The 24,702-nt window shown below is 69.4% G+C and carries 28 protein-coding genes and 1 pseudogene; 11 read left to right on the top strand and 18 right to left on the bottom strand.

Features of this window, described 5'->3' with window-relative positions:
• Window positions 1-140 precede the first annotated feature (140 nt).
• The 3 genes from PMI01_RS12605 to PMI01_RS12595 form a co-directional block, all read right to left on the bottom strand.
• Window positions 141-518, bottom strand: coding sequence for a hypothetical protein (locus PMI01_RS12605; protein ID WP_007668950.1), 378 nt, complete (start codon window positions 516-518; stop codon window positions 141-143).
• A 4-nt stretch (window positions 519-522) separates the two neighbouring features.
• Entirely contained in the window at window positions 523-978 is a 456-nt protein-coding gene (locus PMI01_RS12600) for a hypothetical protein (protein WP_007668949.1), read from the bottom strand.
• A 72-nt stretch (window positions 979-1,050) separates the two neighbouring features.
• Window positions 1,051-2,022, bottom strand: coding sequence for a bifunctional helix-turn-helix transcriptional regulator/GNAT family N-acetyltransferase (locus PMI01_RS12595; RefSeq protein WP_007668948.1), 972 nt, complete (start codon window positions 2,020-2,022; stop codon window positions 1,051-1,053).
• 385 nt (window positions 2,023-2,407) lie between these two features.
• On the opposite strand from PMI01_RS12595, the gene PMI01_RS12590 reads away from it, so the two are divergent.
• On the top strand, window positions 2,408-3,424 hold the full coding sequence (locus tag PMI01_RS12590) for a hypothetical protein (protein WP_007668946.1): 1,017 nt from the start codon (window positions 2,408-2,410) through the stop codon (window positions 3,422-3,424).
• 57 nt (window positions 3,425-3,481) lie between these two features.
• On the opposite strand, the gene gyrB is transcribed toward PMI01_RS12590, so the two are convergent.
• From gyrB to msrA, 5 genes are all read right to left on the bottom strand, one after another.
• Complete coding sequence (gene gyrB / locus PMI01_RS12585) at window positions 3,482-5,902, bottom strand: DNA topoisomerase (ATP-hydrolyzing) subunit B (protein ID WP_035036037.1); 2,421 nt, start codon at window positions 5,900-5,902, stop codon at window positions 3,482-3,484.
• Window positions 5,903-5,970: 68 nt separating this feature from the next.
• On the bottom strand, window positions 5,971-7,149 hold the full coding sequence (gene recF, locus PMI01_RS12580; protein WP_007668942.1) for a DNA replication/repair protein RecF: 1,179 nt from the start codon (window positions 7,147-7,149) through the stop codon (window positions 5,971-5,973).
• A gap of 56 nt (window positions 7,150-7,205) precedes the next feature.
• Window positions 7,206-7,361: a hypothetical protein gene (locus PMI01_RS27475; RefSeq protein WP_007668939.1), complete on the bottom strand. Its 156-nt coding sequence runs from the start codon at window positions 7,359-7,361 to the stop codon at window positions 7,206-7,208.
• Window positions 7,362-7,462: 101 nt separating this feature from the next.
• Window positions 7,463-8,581, bottom strand: coding sequence for a DNA polymerase III subunit beta (gene dnaN / locus PMI01_RS12575; RefSeq protein WP_007668938.1), 1,119 nt, complete (start codon window positions 8,579-8,581; stop codon window positions 7,463-7,465).
• Between the two features lie 159 nt (window positions 8,582-8,740).
• A complete protein-coding gene (gene msrA, locus PMI01_RS12570; protein ID WP_007668936.1) occupies window positions 8,741-9,265 on the bottom strand; it encodes a peptide-methionine (S)-S-oxide reductase MsrA in 525 nt (174 codons plus the stop codon).
• A gap of 95 nt (window positions 9,266-9,360) precedes the next feature.
• Here msrA and PMI01_RS12565 point away from each other — a divergent pair, with 95 nt between their 5' ends.
• Window positions 9,361-9,831, top strand: coding sequence for a low molecular weight protein-tyrosine-phosphatase (locus PMI01_RS12565; protein WP_007668929.1), 471 nt, complete (start codon window positions 9,361-9,363; stop codon window positions 9,829-9,831).
• Here PMI01_RS12565 and PMI01_RS27620 read toward each other — a convergent pair.
• The 3 genes from PMI01_RS27620 to hrcA form a co-directional block, all read right to left on the bottom strand.
• Window positions 9,828-10,199: a hypothetical protein gene (locus PMI01_RS27620; RefSeq protein ID WP_007668927.1), complete on the bottom strand. Its 372-nt coding sequence runs from the start codon at window positions 10,197-10,199 to the stop codon at window positions 9,828-9,830. The two genes, PMI01_RS12565 and PMI01_RS27620, sit on opposite strands and share 4 nt — an antisense overlap.
• A 107-nt stretch (window positions 10,200-10,306) precedes the next feature.
• Window positions 10,307-10,924 carry a nucleotide exchange factor GrpE gene (gene grpE, locus PMI01_RS12555; RefSeq protein ID WP_007668925.1) on the bottom strand — a complete coding sequence of 206 codons (618 nt, stop codon included), beginning with the start codon at window positions 10,922-10,924 and terminating at the stop codon, window positions 10,307-10,309.
• Between the two features lie 11 nt (window positions 10,925-10,935).
• The gene (gene hrcA / locus PMI01_RS12550; protein ID WP_007668922.1) at window positions 10,936-12,012 is read right to left on the bottom strand and encodes a heat-inducible transcriptional repressor HrcA; all 1,077 of its coding nucleotides are present in this window, start codon (window positions 12,010-12,012) and stop codon (window positions 10,936-10,938) included.
• Window positions 12,013-12,124: 112 nt separating this feature from the next.
• Between hrcA and rph the strand changes: the two genes are divergently transcribed.
• On the top strand, window positions 12,125-12,853 hold the full coding sequence (gene rph, locus PMI01_RS12545) for a ribonuclease PH (protein ID WP_007668917.1): 729 nt from the start codon (window positions 12,125-12,127) through the stop codon (window positions 12,851-12,853).
• 178 nt (window positions 12,854-13,031) lie between these two features.
• Here rph and PMI01_RS12540 read toward each other — a convergent pair whose 3' ends face one another.
• The 3 genes from PMI01_RS12540 to PMI01_RS12530 form a co-directional block, all read right to left on the bottom strand.
• Entirely contained in the window at window positions 13,032-13,265 is a 234-nt protein-coding gene (locus PMI01_RS12540) for a helix-turn-helix domain-containing protein (RefSeq protein WP_007668914.1), read from the bottom strand.
• Window positions 13,266-13,283: 18 nt separating this feature from the next.
• Window positions 13,284-13,820, bottom strand: a complete 537-nt coding sequence (locus tag PMI01_RS12535) for a DUF2975 domain-containing protein (protein WP_007668913.1) — start codon at window positions 13,818-13,820, stop codon at window positions 13,284-13,286.
• A 326-nt stretch (window positions 13,821-14,146) separates the two neighbouring features.
• Complete coding sequence (locus tag PMI01_RS12530) at window positions 14,147-14,737, bottom strand: glutathione S-transferase N-terminal domain-containing protein (RefSeq protein WP_007668911.1); 591 nt, start codon at window positions 14,735-14,737, stop codon at window positions 14,147-14,149.
• 26 nt (window positions 14,738-14,763) lie between these two features.
• Here PMI01_RS12530 and rdgB point away from each other — a divergent pair, with 26 nt between their 5' ends.
• From rdgB to PMI01_RS12505, 5 genes are all read left to right on the top strand, one after another.
• Window positions 14,764-15,366, top strand: coding sequence for an RdgB/HAM1 family non-canonical purine NTP pyrophosphatase (gene rdgB, locus PMI01_RS12525; RefSeq protein ID WP_007668910.1), 603 nt, complete (start codon window positions 14,764-14,766; stop codon window positions 15,364-15,366).
• 129 nt (window positions 15,367-15,495) lie between these two features.
• Window positions 15,496-16,647, top strand: a complete 1,152-nt coding sequence (gene hemW, locus PMI01_RS12520) for a radical SAM family heme chaperone HemW (protein WP_007668909.1) — start codon at window positions 15,496-15,498, stop codon at window positions 16,645-16,647.
• Between the two features lie 57 nt (window positions 16,648-16,704).
• Window positions 16,705-17,574 carry a 16S rRNA (cytidine(1402)-2'-O)-methyltransferase gene (gene rsmI / locus PMI01_RS12515; protein WP_007668906.1) on the top strand — a complete coding sequence of 290 codons (870 nt, stop codon included), beginning with the start codon at window positions 16,705-16,707 and terminating at the stop codon, window positions 17,572-17,574.
• Window positions 17,571-17,978 (top strand): YraN family protein, encoded by a 408-nt coding sequence (locus PMI01_RS12510; RefSeq protein WP_007668905.1) that lies wholly within the window; start codon window positions 17,571-17,573, stop codon window positions 17,976-17,978. Before rsmI ends, PMI01_RS12510 begins: the two co-directional genes overlap by 4 nt.
• Entirely contained in the window at window positions 17,975-18,790 is an 816-nt protein-coding gene (locus PMI01_RS12505; RefSeq protein WP_007668903.1) for a SirB1 family protein, read from the top strand. Before PMI01_RS12510 ends, PMI01_RS12505 begins: the two co-directional genes overlap by 4 nt.
• Before the next feature lie 93 nt (window positions 18,791-18,883).
• Here the strand turns inward: PMI01_RS12505 and PMI01_RS12500 are convergent, their stop codons facing one another.
• Window positions 18,884-20,506 (bottom strand): family 43 glycosylhydrolase, encoded by a 1,623-nt coding sequence (locus PMI01_RS12500; RefSeq protein ID WP_035036028.1) that lies wholly within the window; start codon window positions 20,504-20,506, stop codon window positions 18,884-18,886.
• Window positions 20,507-20,825: 319 nt separating this feature from the next.
• On the opposite strand from PMI01_RS12500, the gene gshB reads away from it, so the two are divergent.
• From gshB to PMI01_RS12485, 3 genes and pseudogenes are all read left to right on the top strand, one after another.
• On the top strand, window positions 20,826-21,779 hold the full coding sequence (gene gshB / locus PMI01_RS12495; protein WP_007668899.1) for a glutathione synthase: 954 nt from the start codon (window positions 20,826-20,828) through the stop codon (window positions 21,777-21,779).
• Between the two features lie 120 nt (window positions 21,780-21,899).
• Window positions 21,900-22,817: pseudogene (locus PMI01_RS12490) on the top strand (YifB family Mg chelatase-like AAA ATPase); the annotation flags it as partial.
• Between the two features lie 66 nt (window positions 22,818-22,883).
• Window positions 22,884-23,318, top strand: a complete 435-nt coding sequence (locus tag PMI01_RS12485) for a hypothetical protein (protein ID WP_007668895.1) — start codon at window positions 22,884-22,886, stop codon at window positions 23,316-23,318.
• A 147-nt stretch (window positions 23,319-23,465) separates the two neighbouring features.
• Here PMI01_RS12485 and PMI01_RS12480 read toward each other — a convergent pair whose 3' ends face one another.
• The 3 genes from PMI01_RS12480 to PMI01_RS26070 all read right to left on the bottom strand — a co-directional run bounded on the left by PMI01_RS12480 (window position 23,466) and on the right by PMI01_RS26070 (window position 24,669).
• Complete coding sequence (locus tag PMI01_RS12480; RefSeq protein WP_007668891.1) at window positions 23,466-23,792, bottom strand: thermonuclease family protein; 327 nt, start codon at window positions 23,790-23,792, stop codon at window positions 23,466-23,468.
• A 104-nt stretch (window positions 23,793-23,896) separates the two neighbouring features.
• Window positions 23,897-24,103: a hypothetical protein gene (locus PMI01_RS27120; RefSeq protein WP_007668880.1), complete on the bottom strand. Its 207-nt coding sequence runs from the start codon at window positions 24,101-24,103 to the stop codon at window positions 23,897-23,899.
• 65 nt (window positions 24,104-24,168) lie between these two features.
• Window positions 24,169-24,669 (bottom strand): hypothetical protein, encoded by a 501-nt coding sequence (locus PMI01_RS26070; protein WP_007668877.1) that lies wholly within the window; start codon window positions 24,667-24,669, stop codon window positions 24,169-24,171.
• Between the last annotated feature and the right edge of the window lie 33 nt (window positions 24,670-24,702).

The following is a 24,702-nucleotide window of genomic DNA, read 5'->3' as shown; positions in this document are numbered from 1 at the left end:
GGCCCGCGTAGCGGGTCGGGTGGGGGATCGGTGCAGGGCGTTTGAGCGGCGGTGAAGCCCCACCCACCAGCTTCGCTGGTCCCCCCTCCCCATAAAAGGGAGGGAAGAACGGTAGTCCGCTTCCACCCACCCTGAACCTTTTAGGTCGCCTCCGGCCGCACCAGGTTCGGCGCCAGGTTGATCCCCGTCTTGTTGAAGATCACCCAGCCGATCACCGTGAACGCGGCGTTGAGCAGCTGCTGGGCCAGGACCAGGGTCATCAGCTTGGTGAACTGCAGGGTCTGGTTGAAGGCCAGTTCCTGGTTGTGCAGGATCATGTCGGCCGCCTCGGGCGGGATCAGGCCGTTGGCCAGGGCCAGGCGCGTCTGGATCGACGCCTCGGCCAGGCTGCGCAGGTAGCCCGGCAGCACCACCTTGTTGGCCTTCCACCAGGCGGCGGACACCCCCTTCAGCTCGTCCTCCAGCACGGAGACCAACTGGTCGACGGTGTCGATGTTCAGGTTCGCGAAATCGACCATGGTCCTACCCGCCGTTCTTCATGGCGCCGACGGCCTTGGCCGCCTGGTCGCAACTGACCATCATCGCGGTGGTCGCGCCCGTTCCCGGGACGACGCCAAAGGCCTTGTGCAGGGTCGCCAGGCCGGAGACCTGGCCGCCGCAGCCCTTGATCAGCCCGACCGTGATGTCGCGCGCCTCGCCGGCCCGCTTGCCGCCGACCGGGGCCGTGCTGGCCCGGATGGCCGCCACGGCCAGGGCGGCCTGGATGTCGGCATAGGTCCCGATCTTGCCGGCATAGGTCGCCTTGTCCTGGTAGAGCCCCATCTCCGCCTCGGCCGCCAGCCGGGCCACGCCCTCGTAGGCGGTGGTGGTCTTCTGATCGAGCGTCGCGTCATAGGGCGGGGCGAACAGCGCGCACCCCGCCAGGGCCGTCGCCAGGGCGAAGGCCGTCGCGGCGCGGAGAGCGTGGACTGTCGACATGCGGGTTCTCCAGAAGCTGGAGCATGGGCTGGTTGGCGAAATCACTCAAGCCCAGGGTGAACCACCCCGCGACTACGCCTGGGGTCGATAGCTCATCGCCACGTCGCATCGCGCGTAGCGGCCGCCGAAGGTGGCCATGATCTCGGCGTCGTGCTGGAAGCCCAGCTTCTCGTAGAGGTGGATCGCCGCCGCGCACTTGGTGTTGGTCAGCAGGTACAGGCGCTCGACGCCCATCGCCGCAGCCCGCTCCAGGGCCTGGGCGAGCAGGAACTCGCCGACCTTGCGCCCGCGCGCCGCCTTCGAGACCCCCATCTTGGTCAGCTCGAACCAGCCGTCCTTCATCTTCATCAGGGCGCAGGTGCCGACGACGCCGAGGTCGGGCGTGTCGGCGAACAGGATGACGCCGCCCTTGTCGACGATCAGTTCGCGGGGGTTGGACAGCAGCCGGATGTCGTTGTCCTCGAGCGCGAACATCTCCTCGATCCATTCGGCGTTGATCCGGTAGAACGGCTCGGCCAGGTCGTCGGCGAAGTCGCGGATCGCCAGGCCGGCGTCGGCCGACGCCGCCAGGGCCTCGACGCGCTTGGTCAGGGAGCGCTTGTCCAGTTCGGCTTCCAGCATGGCGATCTGCTCCAGGAAGGATCCGCGCAAGCCGCGGCACATCTCGACGGCCGCCGCCTCGACGCGCGGCCACAGGTCGCGCTCGGCGCGGGCGATCAGCGCCTCGCCCTCCGGGCTGAGGGTGAGGGTCTTGTGGCGCTGGTCGCGGCCTTCGCGGCTGGCGGTGATCAGGCCCTGGTCAACCAGGGCCTGAATGGTGCGGGTGATGGTGGGCTGGCTGATGCGCAGGTGCTGGGCGATCGCCCCGACCGTCAGCGGACCCTGACGCCGCAGGGTGGCCAGCAGCAGTTGCTGGGCCGGCTGGATCGGCAGGTTCGTCGCCTGCAGGGTGGCGGCGGCGTCGGCCTGGAAACGGTCGGCCAGGCGCTTGAGGCGGCTGCCCAGGAACAGGGGGCCCAGCTCGGCGAGCACGTCGGTCGTCATGGTCAGGCTCCGAAACCTCAATCTATATGTCGTACTATATACATAGCTATGGGGTGGTTCTGGCAACCCCGAAAATAGCCGGCCGGGGGCTCCAGGCCCGGAACGAGCGCGCCATACGCCGTTCGACGAACCGTGGCCCGAGCGCAACAATAGCTAGGCCGCAGCGCCGGTTCGCGGTTGGCGGCCTTGTTCCAGGCGAAGGATCGTGGGATCAGCACCCGCCCATCAACGCTCCCCGGAGATCACCGCTCGTATGACTTTCGACGCTGCACAGCCACACAAGCCCCCGATCCGGGTGCGATGGCGCGCGTCGAGCGAGCCGTGTCCGCCCCTTCGAGTCCAACACCGCTAGGCGGCCGTTCCCGGCCGTCGCCGGGAGCCCAAGATGCCCACCCTGTCCCTGGCCCGGGCGACCGAGGTCGCCTCGCCCCTGCTGCGCCTGATCGCGCCCGCCTATGCGGACGTCCTGGCCGCGCTGTGGCCCGCGCCCCACACCGCCTTCGTCACCGCCCCGACGGCGCGGCGACACCTGATCTGCCTGATGCTGGCCCTGGAGCTGGACCATCGGGAGCCCGTCGACGTCGTCCAGCTGCTGGCGACGCCGCTGCGCAAGGCCGTGCGCCTGGTCGTTGATCCGGCCCCGGACGGCCTGTGCCGCGCCCTGGAACGGCTGGGCGAGATCGCCTGGGAGCCGCGGGACTATCGCGGCCTGGTGGCGCTGCTGGCCGACCCGGCGCCGGCCAAGACCCTGCGCCACGCGGTCCAGATCACCTCGGCCCAGGTCCAGACCCTGGACGCCCTGCCGCGACCGCTACGCGACATCGGCGGCGTCATGGTGCGGGTGACCCCCGGCCAGGCCGGATTGCTGGCCGAGGCGCACGCCCTGCTGGCCCGCAGGCTGCCGCGGGACGTCCTGGCCCAGAAGATCGTCGCCTGGGGGCGGGCGGCCAGCGCCAAGGCGCTGTTCAACCTGGTGGCCGATGATTTCCGCCACCAGCTGCCCAAGCCGCCCCATCCGGGTACGGAGCGCCTGCGGCCGCTGGAGACGGCGGCGGCGATCCGCGACGCCGCGCGCCGCTATCGCAACTGCCTGGCCGACTATGTGGACCACGCCCTCGACCATCGGGCCGCGATCTACGAGTGGCTGCCCGCCCCGGGCGCGGTGATCGAGGTGACGCCCGACAGCTATTTCGGCTGGCGGCTCGACCAGGCGCGGCTGGAGAACAACAAGGCGGTGGACGAGGCGACCCGGGCCGCGATCATCGCCGAGCTGCGGGGCATGGGCATCCATGTCGGCCGCAGCGCCTGGCAGATCCGCCGGGCGCTCGAACGGGCGGGGTCGCCGACCTTTGCGCTCGAGCCGCTGGATGCGGCGATCGCCGACTACTTCACGGATGACTGAGTCCCAAGTTTCGCCCATCCCGGCATTCGCCAGGATGAGCGGATTTAGGAAGAGGCGTTAAACGTCCACCTCGGCGTCCAGGGCGTTCTCCTGGATGAACTCGCGGCGCGGCTCGACCAGGTCGCCCATCAGGCGGCTGAACATGTCGTCGGCGTCGTCGGCGTGGTTGACGCGCACCTGCAGCAGGGTGCGGGCTTCCACGTCCAGGGTGGTTTCCCACAGCTGGTCGGGGTTCATCTCGCCCAGGCCCTTGTAGCGCTGGATCGACAGGCCCTTGCGGCCGGCGTCGAGCACCGCGCCCAGCAGGTCGAGCGGGCCGCGCACGGTCGTCGACTTGTCCTTGCGGCGGAAGATCGCCGCGCCGGCGAACACCTCGGCCAGGGCTCCGGCCCGTTCGGCCAGGCGGCGGGCGTCGGCGGCGTGCAGCAGGCCGTCGTCCAGCACCACGCTTTCGGTGACGCCGCGACGGACGCGCTTGAACACATAGGCGGTGTCGCCGCGCTCGCCGGTCCACGAACCGTCGCCTTCTTCCGCATACAGATCAAGGCGCTTGGCGGCGGCGGCGATGTCGGGCTTGTCGCCGAACAGCCCGGCCAGGGCCGCTTGCTCGATGGCGAAGGCCGGGGCGCGCTGCGACAGGCGGTCGATATTGCCCTTGGCCTGGCGGCACAGCTGGACCAGGGCCAGCAGGTCCTGGCTGGTGCGGCGCTCGCCCGACGACAGGTCGAGTTCGGCCCCCTCGACGCCTTCGTCGACCAGGAAGGCGTCCATCTCGAAGTCGTCCTTCAGGTAGCGCGACGACTTGCCCTTGGCGGCTTTGTAGAGCGGCGGCTGGGCGATGTAGATGTAGCCGCGCTCGATCAGCTCCGGCATCTGCCGGTAGAAGAAGGTCAGCAGCAGGGTGCGGATGTGGGCGCCGTCGACGTCGGCGTCGGTCATCAGCACGATCTTGTGGTAGCGCACCTTGTCCGGGTTGAAGTCGTCGCGGCCGATGCCGGCCCCCAGGGCGGTGATCAGGGTGCCGATCTGGTCGGACGACAGCATCTTGTCGAACCGGGCCCGCTCGACGTTGAGGATCTTGCCGCGCAGCGGCAGGACGGCCTGGTTGTCGCGGTTACGGGCCTGCTTGGCGGAGCCGCCGGCCGAGTCGCCCTCGACGATGAAGATCTCGGACTTGGCCGGGTCGCGCTCGGAGCAGTCGGCCAGCTTGCCCGGCAACGAAGTGATGTCGAGCGCGCTCTTGCGGCGGGTCAGTTCGCGGGCCTTGCGGGCGGCCTCACGGGCGGCGGCGGCCTCGGCGATCTTGCCGACGATCGCCTTGGCCTCGTTGGGGTGTTCCTCGAACCAGGTGGCCAGGCCTTCCTGCACCAGGCCCTCGACGGCTGGGCGCACTTCCGACGAGACCAGCTTGTCCTTGGTCTGCGAGCTGAACTTGGGGTCCGGCACCTTGACCGACAGCACGCAGGTCAGGCCTTCGCGGGCGTCCTCGCCGCCGACGCTGACCTTCTCCTTCTTGGTGATGCCCGAGCTCTCGGCGTAGTTGGTGATGATCCGAGTCAGGGCGCCGCGGAAGGCCGACAGGTGCGTGCCGCCATCCCGCTGCGGGATGTTGTTGGTGAAGCACAGCATGTGCTCGTGGTAGCTGTCGTTCCACCACAGGGCCAGGTCGACCTCGACCTTGTCCTTGCGGCCGCGGATGACGATCGGCATCTTCAGCAGCGGGGTCTTGGCCTTGTCGAGGTGGCGCACGAAGGCCTCGATGCCGCCCTCGTAGTGCAGCTTCTCTTCCCACGGCTCGGCGTCGCGCAGGTCGCGGAAATAGATCGTCACGCCCGAGTTCAGGAACGCCAGCTCGCGCAGGCGGTGCTCCAGCGTCTTGCGGTCGAATTCGATGAAGGCGAAGGTTTCCAGGCTCGGGAAGAAGGTCACCTCGGTGCCGGTCAGGGTCTCGCCGGCCTTGGGGCCGTCGGCGCGGACGGGCGAATCGCCGGTCTGGGCCAGCGAGGTCACCGCGTCGCCGCGCTCGAAGCGCATCTGATAGCTGTGACCGTTGCGGTGGATTTTCAGTTCCAGCCAGTCGCTCAGCGCGTTGACCACCGAGACGCCGACGCCGTGCAGGCCGCCGGACACCTTGTAGCTGTTCTGGTCGAACTTACCGCCGGCGTGCAGCTGGGTCATGATGACCTCGGCCGCCGAGACGCCCTCGCCCTCGTGGATGTCGACCGGGATGCCGCGGCCGTCGTCGGTGACCGTCACCGAGCCGTCGGCGTTGAGGATCACCTCGACCTTGGTGGCGTGGCCGGCCAGAGCCTCGTCGATGGCGTTGTCGACCACCTCATAGACCATGTGGTGCAGGCCCGAGCCGTCGTCGGTGTCGCCGATGTACATGCCGGGGCGCTTGCGCACCGCGTCCAGGCCCTTGAGCACCTTGATGGAATCGGCGCTGTACTCGCCGCTCATCACTTCGGGGGCCGCCATTTCCGAGCCGTCCGCGGTGGTCAGGCGGTCGCCGGTGTCGTCAGCCTGGGGGCCTTTGGTCTCTTCGGTCATACGTCTTCCAATGCGGTCAGGCCGAGTTCGCTGACGCGAACGCCGAGAGCCCGACCCTTCAGGTGGTCGAACAGCGACTCGTCCGTGCCTGTGAGAAAGGCCTGGAGCCCGAGCGCCGTGAGTTCGTCGGCCAGGGCGGCTCGCCTTTTCAGGTCGAGGTGCGCGGCGACTTCGTCGAGCAACAATATAGGATTCGGCGCGTCTTTCGCACGTGAAAGTCGCGCCGCCTGGGCCAAAACCAGGTTCAGAATCAGCGCTTTCTGCTCGCCGGTCGAACATTCCGCGGCCGGACGGTCCTTGTCGGCGTGGATGATGGCCAGATCGCCGCGATGCGGGCCGGTCAGGGCCCGTCCAGCAGCCCCGTCGCGGGGTCGCGCGGCGGCCAGGGCGGCGGCCAGGCGCGGCTCGATTTCGGCGGTTTCCACCCCCTCCAGCGCCATCTTTTCCCATTCGCCGGTCAGCGACAGGCAGGCCCGGGGGAAGGGCCGGTCGCCCCGGCCGTCGATCTCGGTCTGCAGGGCCAGCAGGGTGCGGGCCCGGGCCTGGGCCATCAGGGCCCCGGCCTGGGCCAGGCGGGCCTCCAGGGCGGTCAGCCAGACGGTGTCGGCCGGCGCGCCGCTCTCGGCGGCGTCGGTCAGCAGCCGCATCCGCTCGCGCTGGGCCTTGTCATAGGCGTTGGCGTGGCTGGCGTGGCTGGGCTCGCCGGCGAACACCAGGCGGTCGAAGAACCGGCGGCGCTCCGAGGCGGCCTCGAGGAACAGCCGGTCCTGGGCCGGGGTCAGCCAGACGGGGCGGATGTGGTCGGTCAGCCGGCCGGGCGGCACGGTCTCGCCTTCGATCCGCACCAGGCGGCGGGTGGCCCCGGCCTGTTCGACGCCGGCCCCCAGGCGGACGGGCTGGTCGTCGCCCATCCCGGTCTCGGGGGCCTCGACCTCGGCGGCCACCGCCCAGGCGCGGCCGACCGCCTCGCCGGGCAGGCGGCGGCCGACCTCGGTCAGGCTGGCGCCACGCAGGCCCTTGCCCGGCGACAGCAGGCTGATGGCCTCCAGCAGGTTGGTCTTGCCCGCCCCGTTGGGCCCGAACAGATAGACGCTGCGCCCGTCGGGACGCAGGGTCGCGCGCGCGTACGAGCGGAAGTCGGTCAGGGTCAGGGACAGAAGGGCGGCGTGGCTCACAGCGCCTTCTAGCCTATTCGCGGCCGGCGTCTAAATCCGCCGGCCGATGAAGGGGATCAGCCCTGGTCGCGACGCCGGCTGGCCCCGGCATGGGCCACCAGGCGCGGCGGACCGCGCAGGGCGTGGAGCATGTGCGGCGCCCCCAGCAGGATCAGCAACCAGGCGGCTCCACTGAACAGGACGGCGACGATTCGTTCCCAGGCCACGCGCATGGCGGACTCCCTTGGAGGAGCCTTGGGGTCTGCGCCCGAATCGTGGCGTGCGCGAGTGGGAACGGAGGCCGAATCTGGGCCTTGGGCCTTGAGGTTCGCCCCTACACCCGCAGCGGCATCAGCACGTACTTCACGCCCGGGTCGGTCGGGTCGACCACCAGGGTCGGCGAGGCCGGGTCGGCGAAGCGGAACTCGGCGATCGGGCCGCCGATCTGGCCGCAGACGTCCAGCAGGTAGCGGGCGTTGAAGCCGATCTCGAAGGGCTCGCCGTCGTAGTCGACCTCGACCTCTTCCACCGCCTGGCCGGCTTCCATGTTGCGCACCGTCAGGGTGATTCGGCCCGGCTCGACCGCCAGCTTCACCGAGCGGCTCTTCTCGGCCGAGATCGTGGCCACCCGGTCGACGGCCTTGGCGAACAGGTCGTTGTCCAGCGTCAGGATCTTGGCGTTGTCGCGCGGGATGACCCGCAGATAGTCGGGGAAGGCCCCGTCGATGACCTTGGAGGTCAGGGCGGCGCGGCCGAATTCGAAGCGCACCTTCTGGGCGGAGACCTGCAGGTCGACCTGCTCGCCGGCCGATTCCATCAGGCGGCGGGCCTCCTGGATGGTCTTGCGGGGCACGATGATGCCGGGCAGGCCGGCGGCGCCCTCGGGGGCGGTCATCTCGGCCAGGGCCAGGCGGTGGCCGTCGGTGGCCACGGCCCGCAGCTTGACCTCGCCGCCGTCGTTGACGGTGTGGAGGTAGAGGCCGTTCAGATAGTAGCGGGTCTCTTCGGTCGAGATCGCGAAGCGGGTCTTGTCGATCAGCCGGATCAGCTCGTTGGTGTCGACCGAGATGCGGCCCGACAGGCCGTCGCTGCTCATCACCGGGAAGTCGCCGGCCGGCAGCACCGGCAGGTTGAAGCGCGAGCGGCCGGCCTGGATCACCAGGCGGGGGTCGTCGCCGCTGAACGACAGCGAGACGTCCGAGCCGTCGGGCAGCTTGCGGACGATTTCATAGAGGGTGTGGGCCGGGGCGGTGATCTGGCCGGGCTGGTCGATCTGGGCCAGGCCCTCGTCGATGATCTCCATGTCCAGGTCGGTGGCCGAGAACGACAGGGTGTCGCGTTCGGCCGACAGCAGGATGTTCGACAGGATCGGGATGGTGTTGCGGCGTTCGACGACGCTCTGCACGTGACCCAGCGCTTTCAGCAGCGCCGCCCGCTCGATGGTAAGCTTCATGTCTCGGTCCAGGTCCCGGGGTCGCGGCCGATAGAGAATCCCCCGAGCGGCCCCGCAATGAATGGACTTGCGACATTAGCGTAATCGCGCCGGGGGGGAAGAGGGGGCGCGCGACGGGGTGCGGCGAAATGCGCGGGCCGGTCGTGGGGACCGTGCGACTCAGCCGGCCGCGGCGCGGTCGGCCCGGGTCGGCAGCTTCCAGTCGGGCCGGATGAAGTGGCAGGTGTAGCCGTTGGGGATGCGCTCCAGATAGTCCTGGTGCTCCGGTTCGGCTTCCCAGAAGTCGCCGGCCGGCTCGACTTCGGTGACCACCTTGCCGGGCCACAGGTTCGAGGCGTCGACGTCGGCGATGGTTTCCAGGGCCACGGCCTTCTGGTCTTCGCTGGTGTAATAGATCGCCGAGCGATAGCTCAGGCCCAGGTCGTTGCCCTGACGGTTCAGCGTGGTCGGGTCGTGGATCTGGAAGAAGAATTCCAGCAGGCGGCGGTAGCTGATGGTCGCCGGGTCGAAGACGATCTCGATCGCCTCGGCGTGGGTCCCGTGGTTGCGATAGGTGGCGTTGGGCACGTCGCCGCCCGAATAGCCGACCCGCGTCGAGATCACGCCGGGATAGCGCCGCAGCAGGTCCTGGACGCCCCAGAAGCAGCCTCCGGCCAGGATCGCGGTTTCGGTGGTGGCGGCCATGGCAAGGGTCCTGTTCAAGAGCGTCGGTCGAGGCCACATGTTGGACGTCTCGGCGTCGCGCGCAAGCGCGGCCGCCCCGGATCAAGAGGTTCCCCGTGTCGCGACCCGCCGTCTTGTTCGTCTGCCTGGGCAACATCTGTCGCTCGCCCCTGGCCGAGGCCGCCTTTCGCCAGGAGGCCGGGCGCCGGGGCCTGGACGTCGAGATCGATTCGGCGGGCACCGGCGACTGGCACGTCGGCGGCCCGCCGGACCGGCGCGCCCAGGCGGTGGCGCGGCGCAACGGCGTCGATATCGGCCACTATCGCGCCCGCCAGGTCCGCCCCGAGGATTTCCGGCGCTTCAGCCACATCGTCGCCCTGGACCGCGACAACCTCGCGGCGCTGAAGGCGTTGCGGCCGGCCGACGGGACGGCCGAGCTCCTGCTGCTGCTCGACGTCGTCGAGGGGCGGCGCGGCGAGGCGGTGACCGATCCCTATTTCGGCGACGAGGCCGGTTTCGACGCGACCTGGGCCGATGCGGTGGCGGGGGCGAGGGGCCTAGCGGACCGGATCGAGGGTCAGCTCTAAAACCGCAAGGCCAGCTTGGCCCCGACGAACTTGCCGTCCGGGTCGTAGCCGCGCGCCATCGCCGCGCCGCTGGTGTCGGCGCTGGGCTGGATGCCGCACAGCAGGCCGGCCGCGCCGGTGACGCCGTCCGCCTGATGCTCCACCGCGGTGCGGGCGATCCCGCGCGGTAGCGGGGCCGGTGCGCGCTGGGCGTAGCGGAGAGCGCCGGACGCGGAGAGGTCGAGCACGAAGGTGTCCGGCATGGCCTGCGAAAACGCCGGGGTCTTGGGCACGGCCGACATCAGGGTCTGGGCGTGGCCGGCTCCGGCGAGCGCCAGGGCGGTGACGAAGGCGATCGGCGCGGCTTGTGCAAGGCGTGGGCGAGGCATCGGCTTCCCTTCGCTGGACAGACCATCAGTTAGGGTCGCGCGCCACCCGACTCAAGCGCCGCGCCGTCGCGGGCTCCGAGGCGGCGACCGCCTCGGAGCCCGGCCGATCAGGCCTTGGTGTCGAAGGCTCCGCCGGCGCCGTTGCCGGTCGAGGCGTAGGGGTTGGCGGCGGCGGTCGGTTCGGCCGGGGCCTCGGGACCCTTGGAGCCCTTGGCGGCCACCGCCACCATGGCCGGACGGACCAGGCGGCCCATCAGCTCGTAGCCGGCCTGCAGCACCTGGATGACGCCGCCGGCCGCGACCTCGTCCGAGGCCTGTTCCATCACCGCCTGGTGCAGGTGGGGATCGAACTTCTCGCCCTTGGTCGGGTCGATCTTCTTGAGGCCATTGCGTTCGAAGGCGTCTTGCAGCGCCTTCTCGGTCATCTCGACGCCGATGATGTAGTTGGTCACCGCCGCGTCCTGCGAGTCGCGCGGGCTCATGGCCGTGGCGCGCGACAGGTTGTCGGCCGCGGCCAGCAGGTCGCGGGCGAACTTCTGGATCGCGTAGGCGCGGGCGTCGTTCGACTCGCGCTCGGCGCGGCGCTTGGTGTTCTCGGCCTCGGCTGCGTAGCGCAGCGCCTGATCCTTCAGGGCGACCACTTCCAGCTTCAGCGCCTCGATTTCCTGCGCCGCGTCATCGGCTTCCAGAGCCACGTCTTCGGCCGGCGTTTCGTCGTCGGTCATTTCGTCAGTCCTCATCCGTCCATCATCCGGCCGAGCACGCGGGCGGTATAGTCCACCAGCGGGATCACCCGGGCGTAGTTTAAGCGGGTGGGCCCGATCACGCCGATCGCGCCCAACACCTTCTGTCGGCCCGTCATATAGGGCGCCGCGATCAGGGAGGAACCCGAAAGCGAAAAGAGTCGCGTTTCGGCCCCGATGAAAATGCGCACGCCCTCGGCGGTTCGCACGTCGTCCAGAAGGCCGATCAGCTGGCCCTTCTGCTCCAGGTCGTCGAACAGCCGCCGCACGCGCTCCAGATCCTCCCGGGCGCTGGCGTCGGCCAGCAGGTTTGCCCGGCCCCGGACGATCAGGGCGCGGTCGGGGTCGTCGCCGCCGCTCCAGGCGGCCAGGCCGTCCTCGACCAAACGCGCCGCGGTGGCGTCCAGTTCACGGCGGGCGGTGGCCAGTTCGGCGGCCATCTCGGCCTTGGCCTCGTTCAGGGTGCGGCCGCGCAGGCGGGCGTTGAGGAAGTTGGAGGCCTCCTGCAGCGAGGCCGGGGTGACGCCGGCCGACTTCTTCATCAGCCGGTTCTCGACCGTGCCGTCGTCGAACACCATGATCGCCAGGGCCTGGTCGGCGCCCAGGGCCACGAACTCCACGTGCTTGACCCCGCCCTCGCGAGCGGGGGTGACGACGATGCCCGCGCCGCCGGCCAGGCCCGACAGGATGGCGCTGGCCTCGCCCATGGCGTCCTCGAACGAGCGGCCGTGGGCGAACAGGCGCGACTCGATGGTCCGCCGCTCCTCCTCGCCGATGTCGCCGACCTCCAGCAGGCCGTCGACGAACATCCGCAGGCCGGCATGGGTGGGGATGCGGCCGGCGCTGCTGTGCGGGGCGTCGAGCAGGCCCAGCTGCGCCAGGTCCTGCATGGTGTTGCGGATCGAGGCCGGCGACAGCTGCACGCCGCCGCGCGAGATGGTCCGCGACCCCACGGGTTCGCCGGTTTCCAGATAGGACTCGACCACGCGCCGGAAGATGTCGCGCGCCCGGGCGTCCAGGTCGGTGAGACTGGGCGTTTGAGCCGAAAACCCCGAAAAAAGCTGTGTCATGAAGCCTTCGAACGCACCCGGCCGGGCCCTCCAGGGTTCGACGGGGTTGGACGAGCCCGTCTTAACTAGGATAAGCGGCCCCATCCTATCACGCAAAGCCCCGGAGTTTCCCATGCGTCCGTCCGAACGCGCCCCCGACGTCCTTCGCGCCGTCACCCTGGAAACGGGCGTCAACCGCTATGCCGAAGGCTCGTGCCTGATCAGCTTCGGCCACACCAAGGTGCTGGTCACCGCCACGGTCGAGGAGAACGTCCCCGGCTGGATGCGCAACAAGGGCGCCGGCTGGGTCACCGCCGAGTACGGCATGCTTCCCCGGGCTACGCATACGCGCGGTCGCCGTGAAGCCGCCCTGGGCAAGCAGAGCGGCCGCACCCAGGAAATCCAGCGGCTGATCGGCCGCAGCTTGCGCGCCGTCGTCGACCTCAAGGCCCTGGGCGAGCGCCAGATCAGCCTCGACTGCGACGTCATCCAGGCCGACGGCGGCACCCGCACGGCCGCCATCACCGGGGCCTGGGTCGCCCTGCGCCTGGCGGTCAACTACCTGATCGCGGAGGGCGTGCTGAAGACCGACCCGATCGTCGGCCAGGTGGCCGCCGTGTCGTGCGGCGTGTTCAAGGACACCCCGGTGCTCGACCTCGATTACGAGGAAGACAGCCAGGCCGAGGCCGACAGCAATTTCGTGCTGACCGGGGCTGGGGACATCGTCGAGATCCAGGCCACCGGCGAGAAGCGCGGTTTCTCACGCGGGGAGTTCGAGCAGCTGTTCGCCCTGGCGGAGAAGGGCATCGGCGAGCTGTTCGTGAAGCAGCGGGAAGCGGTGTCGGCGGCGAAGCCGAAATAGCTCACTCTGTCCCTCTCCCCTTGTGGGAGAGGGTGGCCCCGCGAAGCGGGGTCGGGTGAGGGGTCGATAAACGTGAAAGCCGCGACAAGCCGAAAGGCCGGTCGCGGCTTTTGTCGTTTGAGAGACCCCTCATCCGGCGGCTACGCCGCCACCTTCTCCCGCAAAGGGGGAAGGAAGGTTAATCCTCGTCGTGCCCGCCATCCCCCGGCCCCGGCTCATACGTCATCAGATCCCCCGGCTGGCATTCCAGCTCGCGGCACAGGGCGTCCAGCGTCGAGAACCGCACCGCGCGGGCCTTGCCGGTCTTGAGGATCGACAGGTTGGCGATGGTCACCCCCACCCGGTCGGACAGCTCGGTGAGCGACATGCGTCGCTCCAGCAGGACGCGGTCCAGTTGCACGCGGATGGCCATGGGTGTCTCGTCTCCGCGTCAGATTGTCAGTTCGGCTTCCCGACGAAGGCGGGCGCCCTCGCGGAAGACCTCGGCCAGAACGAAGACCACCAGCACCGGGAACCAGGCGCTGAGGCTGAAGCCTCCGCCGATGTCCTTGGCCTCGTCCGGCGCCAGCCAGTGGGCCAGGGCCGAGAAGATGTAGTGGCCGATCTCCAGGGCGGCGAGCATCAGGCCCACCACGCGCAGGCGCAGCACATTGTCGGGATGGAAGGGGTCGCCGGCCGTCAGGGTGGCGAAGATCTTGCGCAGGCGCTCGACGATCACCATCCAGCCGCCCGACAGCAGCGCCCAGGCCGCCAGGGCCCCGGCGAACAGCGGACCCTTGGAGATCAGCTCGTCGGCCGAGCCGCCGATATGCAGCTTGTCGGTGATCAGGTCGGGATTGAAGCTGAGCAGCAGCACGGCGATGGTGAACACCGCCAGCAGGCTGACCCAGACCCACAGGCCGACATAGATCACGTCGAGAATGATCTTCAGGAAGCTCGACACCGAGCCAGGCCCCAACGCACGCATCCGCTCTTCCCCCTACGCAGAACGCCGACCATGCCCCAGCGGATCGGGGCGGGTCAAAGTGGGCTAGAACGTCTTGATGGCGAAGGTCACGGCCGCGAGCGGCAGACCGGCGATCAGCGTCAGGGTCGCGAAACGGGTGGCGACGGCGTCGGCGATGCGGAACAGTCTGGCGGCGGACATGACGGGCCTTCGATCGGGGTGCGGGGCCGCGCCGCTATGGCTTGGCTCCCATGCAGCCGAACATAGGGAGCGATTCCGCCAGCGCCAATGTCGCTTATCGATAAACGATATTAAACCTCTGTAATGATCGCGCTCACCGAACAGGTTCACACTTGGTGTGGCGCCGTCGCCACCATCGAGGTCCGCCGGCTGGCGGTTTCGTACCAGGCGGCCAGGTTCGGGCGGCCTTCGCGCCAGTCCAGCACCTTGCGACCGTCGAGATAGGCCAGCTGGGCGGCCACCGCGATCTCGCCGATCTGGAAGCGGTCGGCGGACAGGCCCTCGGCTTCCAGCTTGTCGAGGGCGGCGTTCAGGGCGGCGGCCTGGCGGTCGAACAGGTCCTGGCGCTGATCGCCGTCGCGCAGCCGTTCGCGGACGATGGCCAGGGCCGCGTCGCCCATGCCGTCGGCCAGGGCCTGCTGGGTCAGCGCCGCCCAGCGCTCGGGTCCCGAAGCGGGGGTCAGGCTGACGCCGGCCAGATGTTCCAGATATTCGCAGATCACCGGCGAGTCGAAGATCGGCTCACCCGCGTCGGGGACCAGGATCGGGATCTTCGACAGCGGGTTGATCGCCCGCAGGCTCTCGTCGGTGTAGGGGGTGGCGGGAACCAGCTCCAGCCGTTCGGCCAGCCCCAGCTCGAAAGCGACCACGCGAGCCTTGCGGGCGAAGGGCGACATGGCGGAATAGAGGAGCTGCATTTGGATTGTCCGAGAGGAGACGCGCGATGACGCTGAAGCTGGAAGCAGGACTTAAGCTCGTCGCGGCGACGCACAACCCCGGCAAGGCCAAGGAATTGCACGCTCTGCTCGACGGACGCTTCGAGGTGCTGACCGCCGGGGCCCTGAACATCCCCGAACCGGACGAGACCGAGATGACCTTCGCCGGCAACGCCCTGCTCAAGGCCCGTCACGCCGCCGACCTGTCGGGCCACGTCGCCCTGGCCGACGATTCGGGTCTGTCGGTCGCCGCCCTGGACGGCGCGCCGGGCATCTATTCGGCGCGCTGGGCCGGGCCGACCAAGGACTTCGCCATGGCCATGGACAAGGTGGCCGAGCGCCTCGAGGAGACCGGGTCGGAGGACCGCGCCGCCTGGTTCACCTGCGCCCTGGCCGTGGCCTGGCCGAACGGTCCGGCGGTGGTGGTGCAGGGCGAGGTCCATGGCGCGTTGACCTTCCCGCCGCGTGGCGACCGGGGCTTCGGCTACGACCCGATCTTCGTCCCGGAAGGCTTCGACCAGACCTTCGGCGAGATGGAGCCGGCCGCCAAGGACGGCATGAGCCACCGGGCCATCGCCTTCGCGAAGCTGAAGGCGGCGCTGTTTGAGTAGGTTTTCTCTATTGTTGTCATCCCGGCCCAAGCGCAGCGAAGAGCCGGGACCCAGGGGCGGTGCGCACCGCCTCTGGGTCCCGGACAGCGCTGCGCGCTTCCGGGATGACAACCTTTGCGAGGCGGGAAGATGAGCGCCCAGCCGCCCCCCCTCGGCGTCTACGTCCACTGGCCCTACTGCGCCAGGATCTGCCCCTATTGCGACTTCAACGTCGTCCGCGACCGGGGGCGGACCGGCGAGCAGGCGGCCCTAGCCGACGCCATCGTCGCCGATCTCGCGGCCCAGCGCGCCCTGACCGGCTCGCGAACCCTGCTGTCGATCTTCTTCGGCGGCGGCACGCCGTCGCTGATGGACCCCGCCCAGGTGGCCCGGGTGATCGAGACGGCCAAGGCGCTGTGGACCCCGGCCGCCGACCTGGAGATCAGCCTCGAGGCCAACCCGACCGACGCCGAGACCGACCGCTTCGAGGCCCTGGCGGCGGCGGGGGTGGCGCGGTTGTCGCTGGGCGTCCAGGCGCTGGACGACGCCGCCCTGGCCCTGCTGGGCCGCAATCACGACGCCGGCTCGGCCCGCCGGGCGATCGCCGTGGCGGCCAGGGCCTTCCCGCGCCTGTCGGCCGACCTGATCTACGCCCGGCCCGGCCAGACGGTCTCGGCCTGGACGGCGGAGCTGGGCGAACTGCTGGCCCATGGGCCGGAGCACATCTCGCCCTACCAGCTGACCATCGAGGCCGGCACCGCCTTTGACCGCGCCGTCGGTCGGGGCAAGCTGGTCGTGCCCGACGAGGATCTGGCCGCCGCCCTGTTCGAGACCACCCAGGCCGTGCTGGAGGCCGCCGGCTTCGACGCCTACGAGGTGTCCAACCACGCCCGTGGCGCGGCGGCCCGCTCGCGCCACAACCTCGTCTACTGGCGCGGCCACGACTATGTCGGCGTCGGCCCGGGGGCCCATGGCCGCCTGACCTCCGGCGGCGGCAAGCTGGCGACCACGGCCCATCGCGGCATCGCCGACTACATCCGCGCGGTCGCCGAGACCGGCGTCGGCTTCGAGCGCGAGGACCTCACCCCGCTGGAGGCGGCTGAGGAGCGCCTGCTGCTGGGCCTGCGCATCGACGACGGCGTGACCTTCGCCGAGATCGCCCCCCTGGGCCTGTCGCCGGACACGCCCAAGGTGAAATCCCTGGTCGCCGACGGCCTGCTGGCCGACGATCCCCAACGCTTGCGCGCCACCCGATCGGGCCGTCTTGTGCTGGACCGGCTGACAGGAACGCTCGCGACCTGATATCCCTGCGAAACGCGCCGCGTCGTTGGCGCGTCGTTCGCGTCGGAAAGACAGCCCTTGAGCCGTTTGCTTGCCCCGCCCGCCCTGTCCGACGCACCGCTGGCGCCCGGCCTCTATCTGGTGGCGACGCCGATCGGCAACCTGCGCGACATTACCCTGCGGGCGCTGGACGTGCTGAACGCCTGCGACGTGCTGCTGGCCGAGGACACCCGCGTTTCCGGAAAGCTGCTGGCCGCCTATTCGATTTCCAAGCGCCTCCAGCGCTACGACGAGCACGTCGCCGACCGCGAGACCCCCCGGATTCTCGAGCGGCTGGAGGCCGGCGAGCGGGTCGCCCTGGTCTCCGACGCCGGCACGCCGATGGTCTCCGATCCCGGCTACCGCCTGGCCCAGGCGGCGATCGCGGCCGGCCATCCGGTGTTTCCGATCCCCGGCGCTTCGGCGGCCCTGGCGGCCCTGACCCTGGCCGGCCTGCCCACCGACCGCTTCCTGTTCGCCGGCTTCCCGCCGCCCAAGAGCGCGGCGCGCAAGACCTTCTTCGCCGAACTGGCCAATGTCCGCGCCACCCTGATCTTCTACGAGGGCGCCTCGCGGGTGGCCGACAGCCTGGCCGACATGGCCGCCGTGTTCGGGCCGCGCCAGGGCGCGGTGGCCCGCGAGCTGACCAAGCTCTACGAGACCTGCATTCGCGGCCCGCTCGACGAACTGGCCGCCGACCCGCGCTTCGAGGCCCCCAAGGGCGAGATCGTCATCCTGGTCGGTCCCGGCGAGGAGGCCCCGGTGCGCGAGGGCGACGCCGAGGCCGCCCTGCGCGAGGCCATGGCCCGCCTGCCGCTGGGCGAGGCGGCTTCGGAAGTGGCCAGGGCCCTGGGCCTGCCGCGCCGCGACCTCTATCGCCAGGCGCTGGCCTTGAAGGACGCGGGATGACGCCCGTTCGCCCGCCGCGTCCTGAAAAGAAGGCCAGAGGCGCCGCCGCGCGGCTGTCGGGCCGGCGCGCCGAGGTGGTGGCGGCGCTGTGGCTGATGGCCAAGGGCTACCGCATCCTGGGCTTCCGCCTCGCCACCCCGCTCGGCGAGATCGACCTGCTGGCGCAACGTGGAGGCGTGTTGGCCGTTGTGGAAGTCAAGCGCAGGACCAGCCTGGAGACGGCTCTGGAAGCGGTGACCCACGAACAGCGCGCCCGGCTGCGCCGGGCCGGCGCCCACATCGCCGCCAGCCGCGCGGGCCTACGCGACGCCGTGGTGCGCCTGGACCTGATCGCCCTGGCCCCGGGACGTCGGCCGCGTCACCTCCCCGACGCCTGGCCCAACACCTGGAACCCCGCTTCATGACGCGAGACGAGGCCGAAGCCCTGTTGACCGACGCCGGCGAGCGTTCGGACAAGGCCTTTCCGCTGTTCGAGGCGGCCCTGGCCTGCGCGGTGCACGACGACCCCGACCGCGACCTGGGCGGAACCCTCGACCTGGCGCGGCTGTCGGTCGACCGCCTGACCGATCGCCTGAAGCTGGAATCGCCGGAGGAGGCCCTGGCCGAGACCATGGCCGGCGACCTGCGGCTGTCGGGCGACCTGATCACCTACGACCACCCCGACAACGCCGACATCGTCGCCGTCGCCGAGCGCCGCAAGGGCCTGCCGGTGGCGCTGGGGGTGTTCTACCTGCACGCCGCCCGCGCCTGCGGCCTGGACCTGCACGGCGTCGATTTCCCGGGCCACTTCCTGCTGCGCATCGAGACCGAGGAGGGGCCGCTGGCCCTCGACCCGTTCAGCGAGGGCCGGGTGGTGCTGCCCTCGGAGCTGTCGCGGCGGGCCCTGCGCACTGGCCTGATGCCCGACGTCGCCGCCAAGCTCGACGTGCTGATGCGGCCGATCGCCGACCGGGCCGTGCTGATCCGCTTGCAGAACAACATCTTCGCCCGCGCCCAGCAGGCCCGCGACTGGGCCAGGGCCGAGCGCTCGGCCCTGCGCCGCGCCCTGCTCGACCCCACAGACCACCACCCCTGGCTCGACGTCGCCGCGGCCCGCGAAGGCCAGGGCGCCCTGGCCGGGGCCCTGCAGGCGCTGTCGCGCGCCCAGATCCTCGACGGCGGCGCGACCATCGCCGCCCGAGCCGCACGCGAACGCATGCGGCTCAGACTTAACTAGGGAATGGGCCGCACGCGAACGCATGCGGCTCAGACTTAACTAGGGAATGGGCCGCACGCGAACGCATGCGGCTGCGGCTGAACTAGCGAGTGGCTAACTGAGGGAAGGCGTCAGGGCGCGGTAGGTGAAGTCTCGGAGCAGGACATCGCCCGGCCCAGCGCCGTAGACGCCGACCTTGAGGCTGAGGAAGCCGCCGAAGACGTTGTGATGGAAGCCCGACACCTCCATGCGGGTACCGTGCCGTTGCCAGGTGCGACCCTCGTCATAGGAATAGTGATAGGTCACGACATTGTCGTCGTTACCGATCCGCAGCCGCATCACGCGGGCGTCGTGAGGCTTCCTGGCCCAGGCTAGTTCTTCGGAATATTCGAAGGTCTTGAGGGAAGAAGGCGTGAATCCCAAGCCCACGAAGGCCTTGTGATTGTAGAACAGCAGCAGCCCGCCCTCGGCCTCGCCCCTCAGCTCGATCGTGATCTCGACCTCGTAGGCGCGATCACCGACGGTGCAGGTCAGGGGCGCGGAATCGGCAGGCGAAGCGCCCCGGCCCTTGATCCGCAATCCCTTGGGCTCATAGCCGGCCCGGCTGGCCTCGTCCGCCGCAGGGTCATGGAAGGCCCACTGCACGCCCATGCGGTCGACCGTGAAATCGTCCGACAGCGCCAGGCCGGACGGCCCCGCGCGACCGCCCTTCGGCTTGGGCAGGGGTTTGGACAGATCCCCGCCAAGCACCCGGAACCAGCCGTCCGCGGTCCATTCCACCGGGGCCAGCAAGGTCTGGCGGCCCAGGGTGCGAAAGCCGTTCTCGTAGCCGTGATAGACCATCCACCAGTCGCCGGCCGGCCCCTCGACCAGGCTGCCATGGCCGCGCGACCACCAGGGCTCGGCGGCGCCGACGGTGCGGACCAGGGGGTTGTGCGGGCAATGCTCCCAGGGCCCTTGCACCGACCGCGACCGCGCCGCGATCACCATGTGCCCGGTCACCGGGCCCGCCGTGCCGCCCACGGCGGTGACCAGGTAGAACCAGCCGTTGCGCCGCAAGAGCTTGGGCCCCTCCGGCGCGAAGTTCTCGACCACCCAATCGTCGGGATAGCGCCAGGGCTCGTAGGCCTTCTCCAGCACGCCGTCGGTCGCCAGGCCATCGTCGGTCAGCCGGATCTTGCGGACGCCGTTGGTGAACAGATAGCGCTTGCCGTCCTCGCCCACGACGTGGCCGGGATCGATGCTGCCCTCGATCTTCAGATCGATCGGATCGCTCCACGGCCCCCCGATGTCGTCGGCCCAGATGACGAAGATCGACCATCCCTTGCCGGTGGGATCGGCCGGTATGTAGATGAAGTAGCGGCCCTCGTGCTTGACCAGGTCCACCGCCCAGATCACGCCCAACGGCTTGAACAGGGCGGGCCCGACGGGCGCCCAGTTCACCAGGTCCGTCGAATGCCAGATCACCAGGCCCGGATAGGAATAGAACGACGAGAAGGTTATGTAGTAGTCGCCGCCATCCTTCAGGATGGTCGGGTCGGGATGGTCGCCCGCGACGATGGGATTGAGAAAGGTCCCATCGCCCAGATCGGCCTTGCGCTGGCCCTCCACGCCCTTTCCCCATCGCGGCGGGGACAATGCCGGGACCGCGCGGTGGACGGCGGCCGCCCCGGCGAGCGCCGGCGTAGCCGCGCCTGCGAGGAGGCCCGCGAAGAGGTTTCGTCGCGCAATTTTCATGATCTTCACACCGTATATGATAGCGCTACCACGTTTATAGACTGCCGAGATTTTGGTCTACGCGCATGACGGGGCGAGGCGCCTGAAGGGCTCGCCCCAAGACCATCCTTCAACGTCCGCGACGGGTCCGTGGCCAGACGGAAGCTCGGCGTCGGAAATCGGACGCCGGATGGCGGCCCGGGCAGGGTCGCGGTCTTGGCTCAGCCTACACGCGCCTCGGGTGAGAAGTCGCCCCTCGCATTCGCGCGCCCGCCGCCTTAACTAGGCAGTCGCCGGGCGGGAGCGTGTACGTCTCCGCCAAAGCCACACCGGAGTCCCCATGTCGCTGAGAGTCGCCGTCCAGATGGATCCCGTGCTGGGGATCAATATCGAAACCGACACCACCTTCCTGATGATGATGGAGGCTCAGAACCGCGGCCACCGCCTGTGGTTCTACACGCCCGACAAGCTGTCGATGGAGGACGGCCGGGTGTTCGCCCGGGCCCAGTCGCTGGTCCTGACCAAGAACCAGGGCGCCCACGCCACCCTGGGCGAGGTCCAGGTGCTGGACATGAAGGACGACGTCGACGTGGTGCTGATGCGCCAGGATCCGCCGTTCGACATGGCCTACATCACCGCCACGCATTTCCTTGAAAAGGTTCATCCACACACGCTGGTGGTCAACAATCCGGCGGAAGTGCGCAACGCGCCCGAGAAGCTGTTCGTCACCGACTTCCCGGGCGTGCAGCCGCCGACCCTGATCACCAGCGACCACGAGGCGATCTACGACTTCCGGGCCCGGCACGGCGACATCGTGCTCAAGCCGCTGTACGGCGGCGGCGGCTCGGGCGTGGCGCGGCTGCTGGCCGACGACCCCAATCTCGACGCCCTGCTGGAACTGCACGCCATGATCGGCCGCGAGCAGGTGATCGCCCAGAAGTTCGTCCCGGCGGTCAGCAAGGGCGACAAGCGCGTCCTGCTGGTCGATGGCGAGCCGGTCGGCGCCATCAACCGCGTGCCGGCCGCCGGCCAGGTGCGCTCCAACCTGCGGGTCGGCGGCCGGGCCGAGGCGGTCGAGCTGACCCAGCGCGACCTGGAGCTCTGCGCGATCATCGCCCCGGAGCTGAAGCGGCGCGGCCTGCTGTTCGTCGGCATCGACGTGATCGGAGAATACCTCACCGAGATCAACGTCACCTCGCCGACCGGGGCCCAGCAGCTCAAGCGTTTCGGCGGCGCCGACGCCGCGGCGATCCTCTGGGATCGGATCGAAACCCTGAGTTCCAGCGCCGGGTGAGGAACGCCTTCTAGTATATTGAACCGTCACACTTTCCTGAAACGTTCGTTTTTTGTTCTTGCTCCGCTCCAACGGCCATGTTTGGCTTGTGGATAAATCGGCGAACGGGGGCGGAAGGTCATGGCGGCAAAGGTCGTCACGGTGGCGTTCGAGGGGGTCGAGGCCCGCCGCGTCGACGTCGAGGTGCAACTGACCGGCGGCGAGCATCGCTTCGTGCTGGTCGGGTTGGGCGACAAGGCGGTGGCCGAAAGCCGTGAGCGTGTGCGCGGCGCCTTCGCCGGTCTGGGCTTGTCGATGCCCAGCAAGCGCATCGTCGCCAACCTGGCCCCGGCCGACATGCCCAAGGAAGGCTCGCACTACGACCTGCCGATCGCCCTGGCGGTGATGGCGGCCATGGGGGTCATCCCGATCGACGCCCTCGACGGGTGGGCGGCGATGGGCGAGCTGTCCCTGGACGGACGGATCGCGCCCACCGCCGGGGCCTTGCCCGCCGCCATGGCGGCCGGGGCGATGGACCTGGGCCTGATCTGCCCGGAGGCCAGCGGGCCCGAGGCGGCCTGGGCGGGCGGCACGCGGATTCTGGCGCCGCGTTCGCTGGTGGCGCTGATCAATCATTTCCGGGGCAGCCAGATCCTGTCGGCCCCGACGCCGGGGCCGGTGATCGAGGGCGAGGGCTTCCGCGACCTGCGCGACGTCAAGGGCCAGGAGCACGCCAAGCGGGCCCTGGAGATCGCCGCGGCCGGCGGCCACAACCTGCTGTTCTGCGGCCCGCCGGGTTCGGGCAAGTCGATGCTGGCCCAGCGCCTGCCGGGCCTGCTGCCGCCCCTGACCTCGACCGAGCTGCTGGAGACCTCGATGGTCCATTCGGTGGCCGGGCTGATCGCCAAGGGCGCCCTGACCCGGGCCCGGCCGTTTCGCAGCCCCCACCACAGCGCCAGCATGGCGGCCCTGACCGGCGGCGGTCTCAAGGCCAAGCCGGGCGAGGTGTCGCTGGCCCACAACGGCGTGCTGTTCCTCGACGAACTGCCGGAGTTCGGCGGCATTATGGAGCAAGCACACCTAGCGACCTGAGACGCAAGTTATTGTTCTTGCTACGTTCTTGGCATGGAACACGAACACGCCCTGTCCGCCCTTCTTCGTAAGCGCGGTGAAATCGCCGGCCAGATCGAGGCCGCCCAAGCCACCCTGAGGGAGTTTGTCTCCGACCTCGACGCGGTCGATGCGACGATCCGCCTATTCGATCCCAACGCCGATCTCGGGATGATCAAGTCGAAACCGGTGCCGCCGCGCTTTCAGGCCTTCCGGGGCGAGATGCAACGGCACTGCCTCAACGCGCTCCGCATCGCGGACAAGCCCATCACCTCGCTCGACATCACGCTCAAGGCCTGCGAGGCGCGCGGAATCAACCCGAACGACCCGCGTGCGGTGGTGCTGATCCGCAAGCGGGTGAGCGCGGCGCTCTACAAGCTCGGCGAACGCGGCGTCGCGCGGTCCATTCCGCTCGACGGGGAGTACAAGGGCTGGGAGTTGGTCCGATGACCCCGTCCCCCGTCGGACCGCTGCGGTTCACCCGAGGGCGCCACGCCTACATCGTCGCCCGTGCCTATGACGGTGAGGGCTACATCGGCCTCCGGGATGGGCGGATCATCGCCCGCGACCAGGAACGCGCCCAGGTGGCGCGTGCGCTTATCGTCCGTTCCCACCCTCACTGATCCCCGCCGCGCGCATCATGTCGCCCACCGACCTGCCGCCGAGGGCGCACCGGGCGACAACGCGATCGTGGCTCTGGTGATCGGCGATGCAGGAGATCGTCTTGCCGCTGGCGATCCGCTCCAGCGCCGCCTTAGCCTGCGCCCCTCCTGGGGCGTGAAGCTCAGGGGCGTAGAAGTCCTCCAGGCGCACCTCCACCCAGCGGTCAGTTGAGGCGCCGAGCGCGACGCACAGGCTGTCGCCATCCCCGACATACGACACGGGACCGGTGAACCGGGAGCCGTTCTGTAGGTAGGCGGGCATCGGGCCTTGGTCGGGGATCGCTTTGCATGGGTCAGCAAGCGCGGGGACTGCCGACACCAGCGCGAGACCTCCGAGAACACATGCTAGCTTCATTGGGTGATCTTTCAGAGAGGTGGTTCGGGGGTAGATTTATAGATTACGCGGTCCCCGTTTCCCGTCCTGACGCAAACCTCAAACCACGTCGGATGTTTCAAACTGGCGATCATGGTGGCCTCGCTGATCGCCTGCGCATCGCTTGAGGCCTTGATCGCTTTTTCTTTGTGACCCGCGTCACCTTCGCGAAAGAAGCATTTCATCACGTAATGCGTCATGTCGGCCTCACCCGCCCATCGCCCTCTTTGCCGTAGCTTGCTCCTAGAGGCTGTGAGATCAAACCCTACACTTCGACCGGGAACAGTTTTTTCCCGTCCAGGCACACCTGCCGGAACACGCGCTCGAATATCCCATCCTGTGGAGTGAGCACGGTGGAGCCGACGGCGACGAACGGCATATAGCCGACGTACCCGCCGAACCCGTTCTTCGCGTTCACGGTGCCACAGGCGAACGTCGTCGGTGGGGCGTCGGCGATCTGTCCGCGCACCGCCCACACGTTCTTGAACAACGCGCTCTCGGGATCGGCGAGGGTATTGCGGACGGACTCCAGGGCGTCCTTGGCGTCCGCGTAGACCTGGGCCTCCTCGCTGGCGGCCTTTTCCTTCTCCGCCGCTGCCTTACGCGCGACCTCCTCGGCTTCGGCTTTAGCGGCGACCTGTTCAGCCGTCGGCGCCGCAACGGCCGGAGCCGACGCCGTCGCGGCAGTTGGTCGAGGTTGCAGGGCGACGAACGACGCCAGGAGGACTCCGGCGAAGACGGCGACGACGATCAGGGCGAAGCGCATGTGAATCCCCAGCCAAGCGCAAAATCATCACTA

The sequence above is a fragment of the Caulobacter sp. AP07 genome (assembly GCF_000281955.1).
GTDB lineage: Bacteria > Pseudomonadota > Alphaproteobacteria > Caulobacterales > Caulobacteraceae > Caulobacter.
Note: the sequence above shows the minus strand (reverse complement) of the source record. Positions and strands in the feature narration are given on the sequence as shown.

What these genes read in the sequence shown, in the direction of transcription:
- PMI01_RS12605 (WP_007668950.1), bottom strand. Translation starts at nt 518, where the DNA reads ATGGTCGATTTCGCGAACCTGAACATCGACACCGTCGACCAGTTGGTC.
- PMI01_RS12600 (WP_007668949.1), bottom strand. Translation starts at nt 978, where the DNA reads ATGTCGACAGTCCACGCTCTCCGCGCCGCGACGGCCTTCGCCCTGGCG.
- PMI01_RS12595 (WP_007668948.1), bottom strand. Translation starts at nt 2,022, where the DNA reads ATGACGACCGACGTGCTCGCCGAGCTGGGCCCCCTGTTCCTGGGCAGC.
- PMI01_RS12590 (WP_007668946.1), top strand. Translation starts at nt 2,408, where the DNA reads ATGCCCACCCTGTCCCTGGCCCGGGCGACCGAGGTCGCCTCGCCCCTG.
- gyrB (WP_035036037.1), bottom strand. Translation starts at nt 5,902, where the DNA reads ATGGCGGCCCCCGAAGTGATGAGCGGCGAGTACAGCGCCGATTCCATC.
- PMI01_RS27475 (WP_007668939.1), bottom strand. Translation starts at nt 7,361, where the DNA reads ATGCGCGTGGCCTGGGAACGAATCGTCGCCGTCCTGTTCAGTGGAGCC.
- dnaN (WP_007668938.1), bottom strand. Translation starts at nt 8,581, where the DNA reads ATGAAGCTTACCATCGAGCGGGCGGCGCTGCTGAAAGCGCTGGGTCAC.
- msrA (WP_007668936.1), bottom strand. Translation starts at nt 9,265, where the DNA reads ATGGCCGCCACCACCGAAACCGCGATCCTGGCCGGAGGCTGCTTCTGG.
- PMI01_RS27620 (WP_007668927.1), bottom strand. Translation starts at nt 10,199, where the DNA reads ATGCCTCGCCCACGCCTTGCACAAGCCGCGCCGATCGCCTTCGTCACC.
- grpE (WP_007668925.1), bottom strand. Translation starts at nt 10,924, where the DNA reads ATGACCGACGACGAAACGCCGGCCGAAGACGTGGCTCTGGAAGCCGAT.
- hrcA (WP_007668922.1), bottom strand. Translation starts at nt 12,012, where the DNA reads ATGACACAGCTTTTTTCGGGGTTTTCGGCTCAAACGCCCAGTCTCACC.
- rph (WP_007668917.1), top strand. Translation starts at nt 12,125, where the DNA reads ATGCGTCCGTCCGAACGCGCCCCCGACGTCCTTCGCGCCGTCACCCTG.
- PMI01_RS12540 (WP_007668914.1), bottom strand. Translation starts at nt 13,265, where the DNA reads ATGGCCATCCGCGTGCAACTGGACCGCGTCCTGCTGGAGCGACGCATG.
- PMI01_RS12535 (WP_007668913.1), bottom strand. Translation starts at nt 13,820, where the DNA reads ATGCGTGCGTTGGGGCCTGGCTCGGTGTCGAGCTTCCTGAAGATCATT.
- PMI01_RS12530 (WP_007668911.1), bottom strand. Translation starts at nt 14,737, where the DNA reads ATGCAGCTCCTCTATTCCGCCATGTCGCCCTTCGCCCGCAAGGCTCGC.
- rdgB (WP_007668910.1), top strand. Translation starts at nt 14,764, where the DNA reads ATGACGCTGAAGCTGGAAGCAGGACTTAAGCTCGTCGCGGCGACGCAC.
- hemW (WP_007668909.1), top strand. Translation starts at nt 15,496, where the DNA reads ATGAGCGCCCAGCCGCCCCCCCTCGGCGTCTACGTCCACTGGCCCTAC.
- PMI01_RS12510 (WP_007668905.1), top strand. Translation starts at nt 17,571, where the DNA reads ATGACGCCCGTTCGCCCGCCGCGTCCTGAAAAGAAGGCCAGAGGCGCC.
- PMI01_RS12505 (WP_007668903.1), top strand. Translation starts at nt 17,975, where the DNA reads ATGACGCGAGACGAGGCCGAAGCCCTGTTGACCGACGCCGGCGAGCGT.
- PMI01_RS12500 (WP_035036028.1), bottom strand. Translation starts at nt 20,506, where the DNA reads ATGAAAATTGCGCGACGAAACCTCTTCGCGGGCCTCCTCGCAGGCGCG.
- gshB (WP_007668899.1), top strand. Translation starts at nt 20,826, where the DNA reads ATGTCGCTGAGAGTCGCCGTCCAGATGGATCCCGTGCTGGGGATCAAT.
- PMI01_RS12485 (WP_007668895.1), top strand. Translation starts at nt 22,884, where the DNA reads ATGGAACACGAACACGCCCTGTCCGCCCTTCTTCGTAAGCGCGGTGAA.
- PMI01_RS12480 (WP_007668891.1), bottom strand. Translation starts at nt 23,792, where the DNA reads ATGCCCGCCTACCTACAGAACGGCTCCCGGTTCACCGGTCCCGTGTCG.
- PMI01_RS27120 (WP_007668880.1), bottom strand. Translation starts at nt 24,103, where the DNA reads ATGACGCATTACGTGATGAAATGCTTCTTTCGCGAAGGTGACGCGGGT.
- PMI01_RS26070 (WP_007668877.1), bottom strand. Translation starts at nt 24,669, where the DNA reads ATGCGCTTCGCCCTGATCGTCGTCGCCGTCTTCGCCGGAGTCCTCCTG.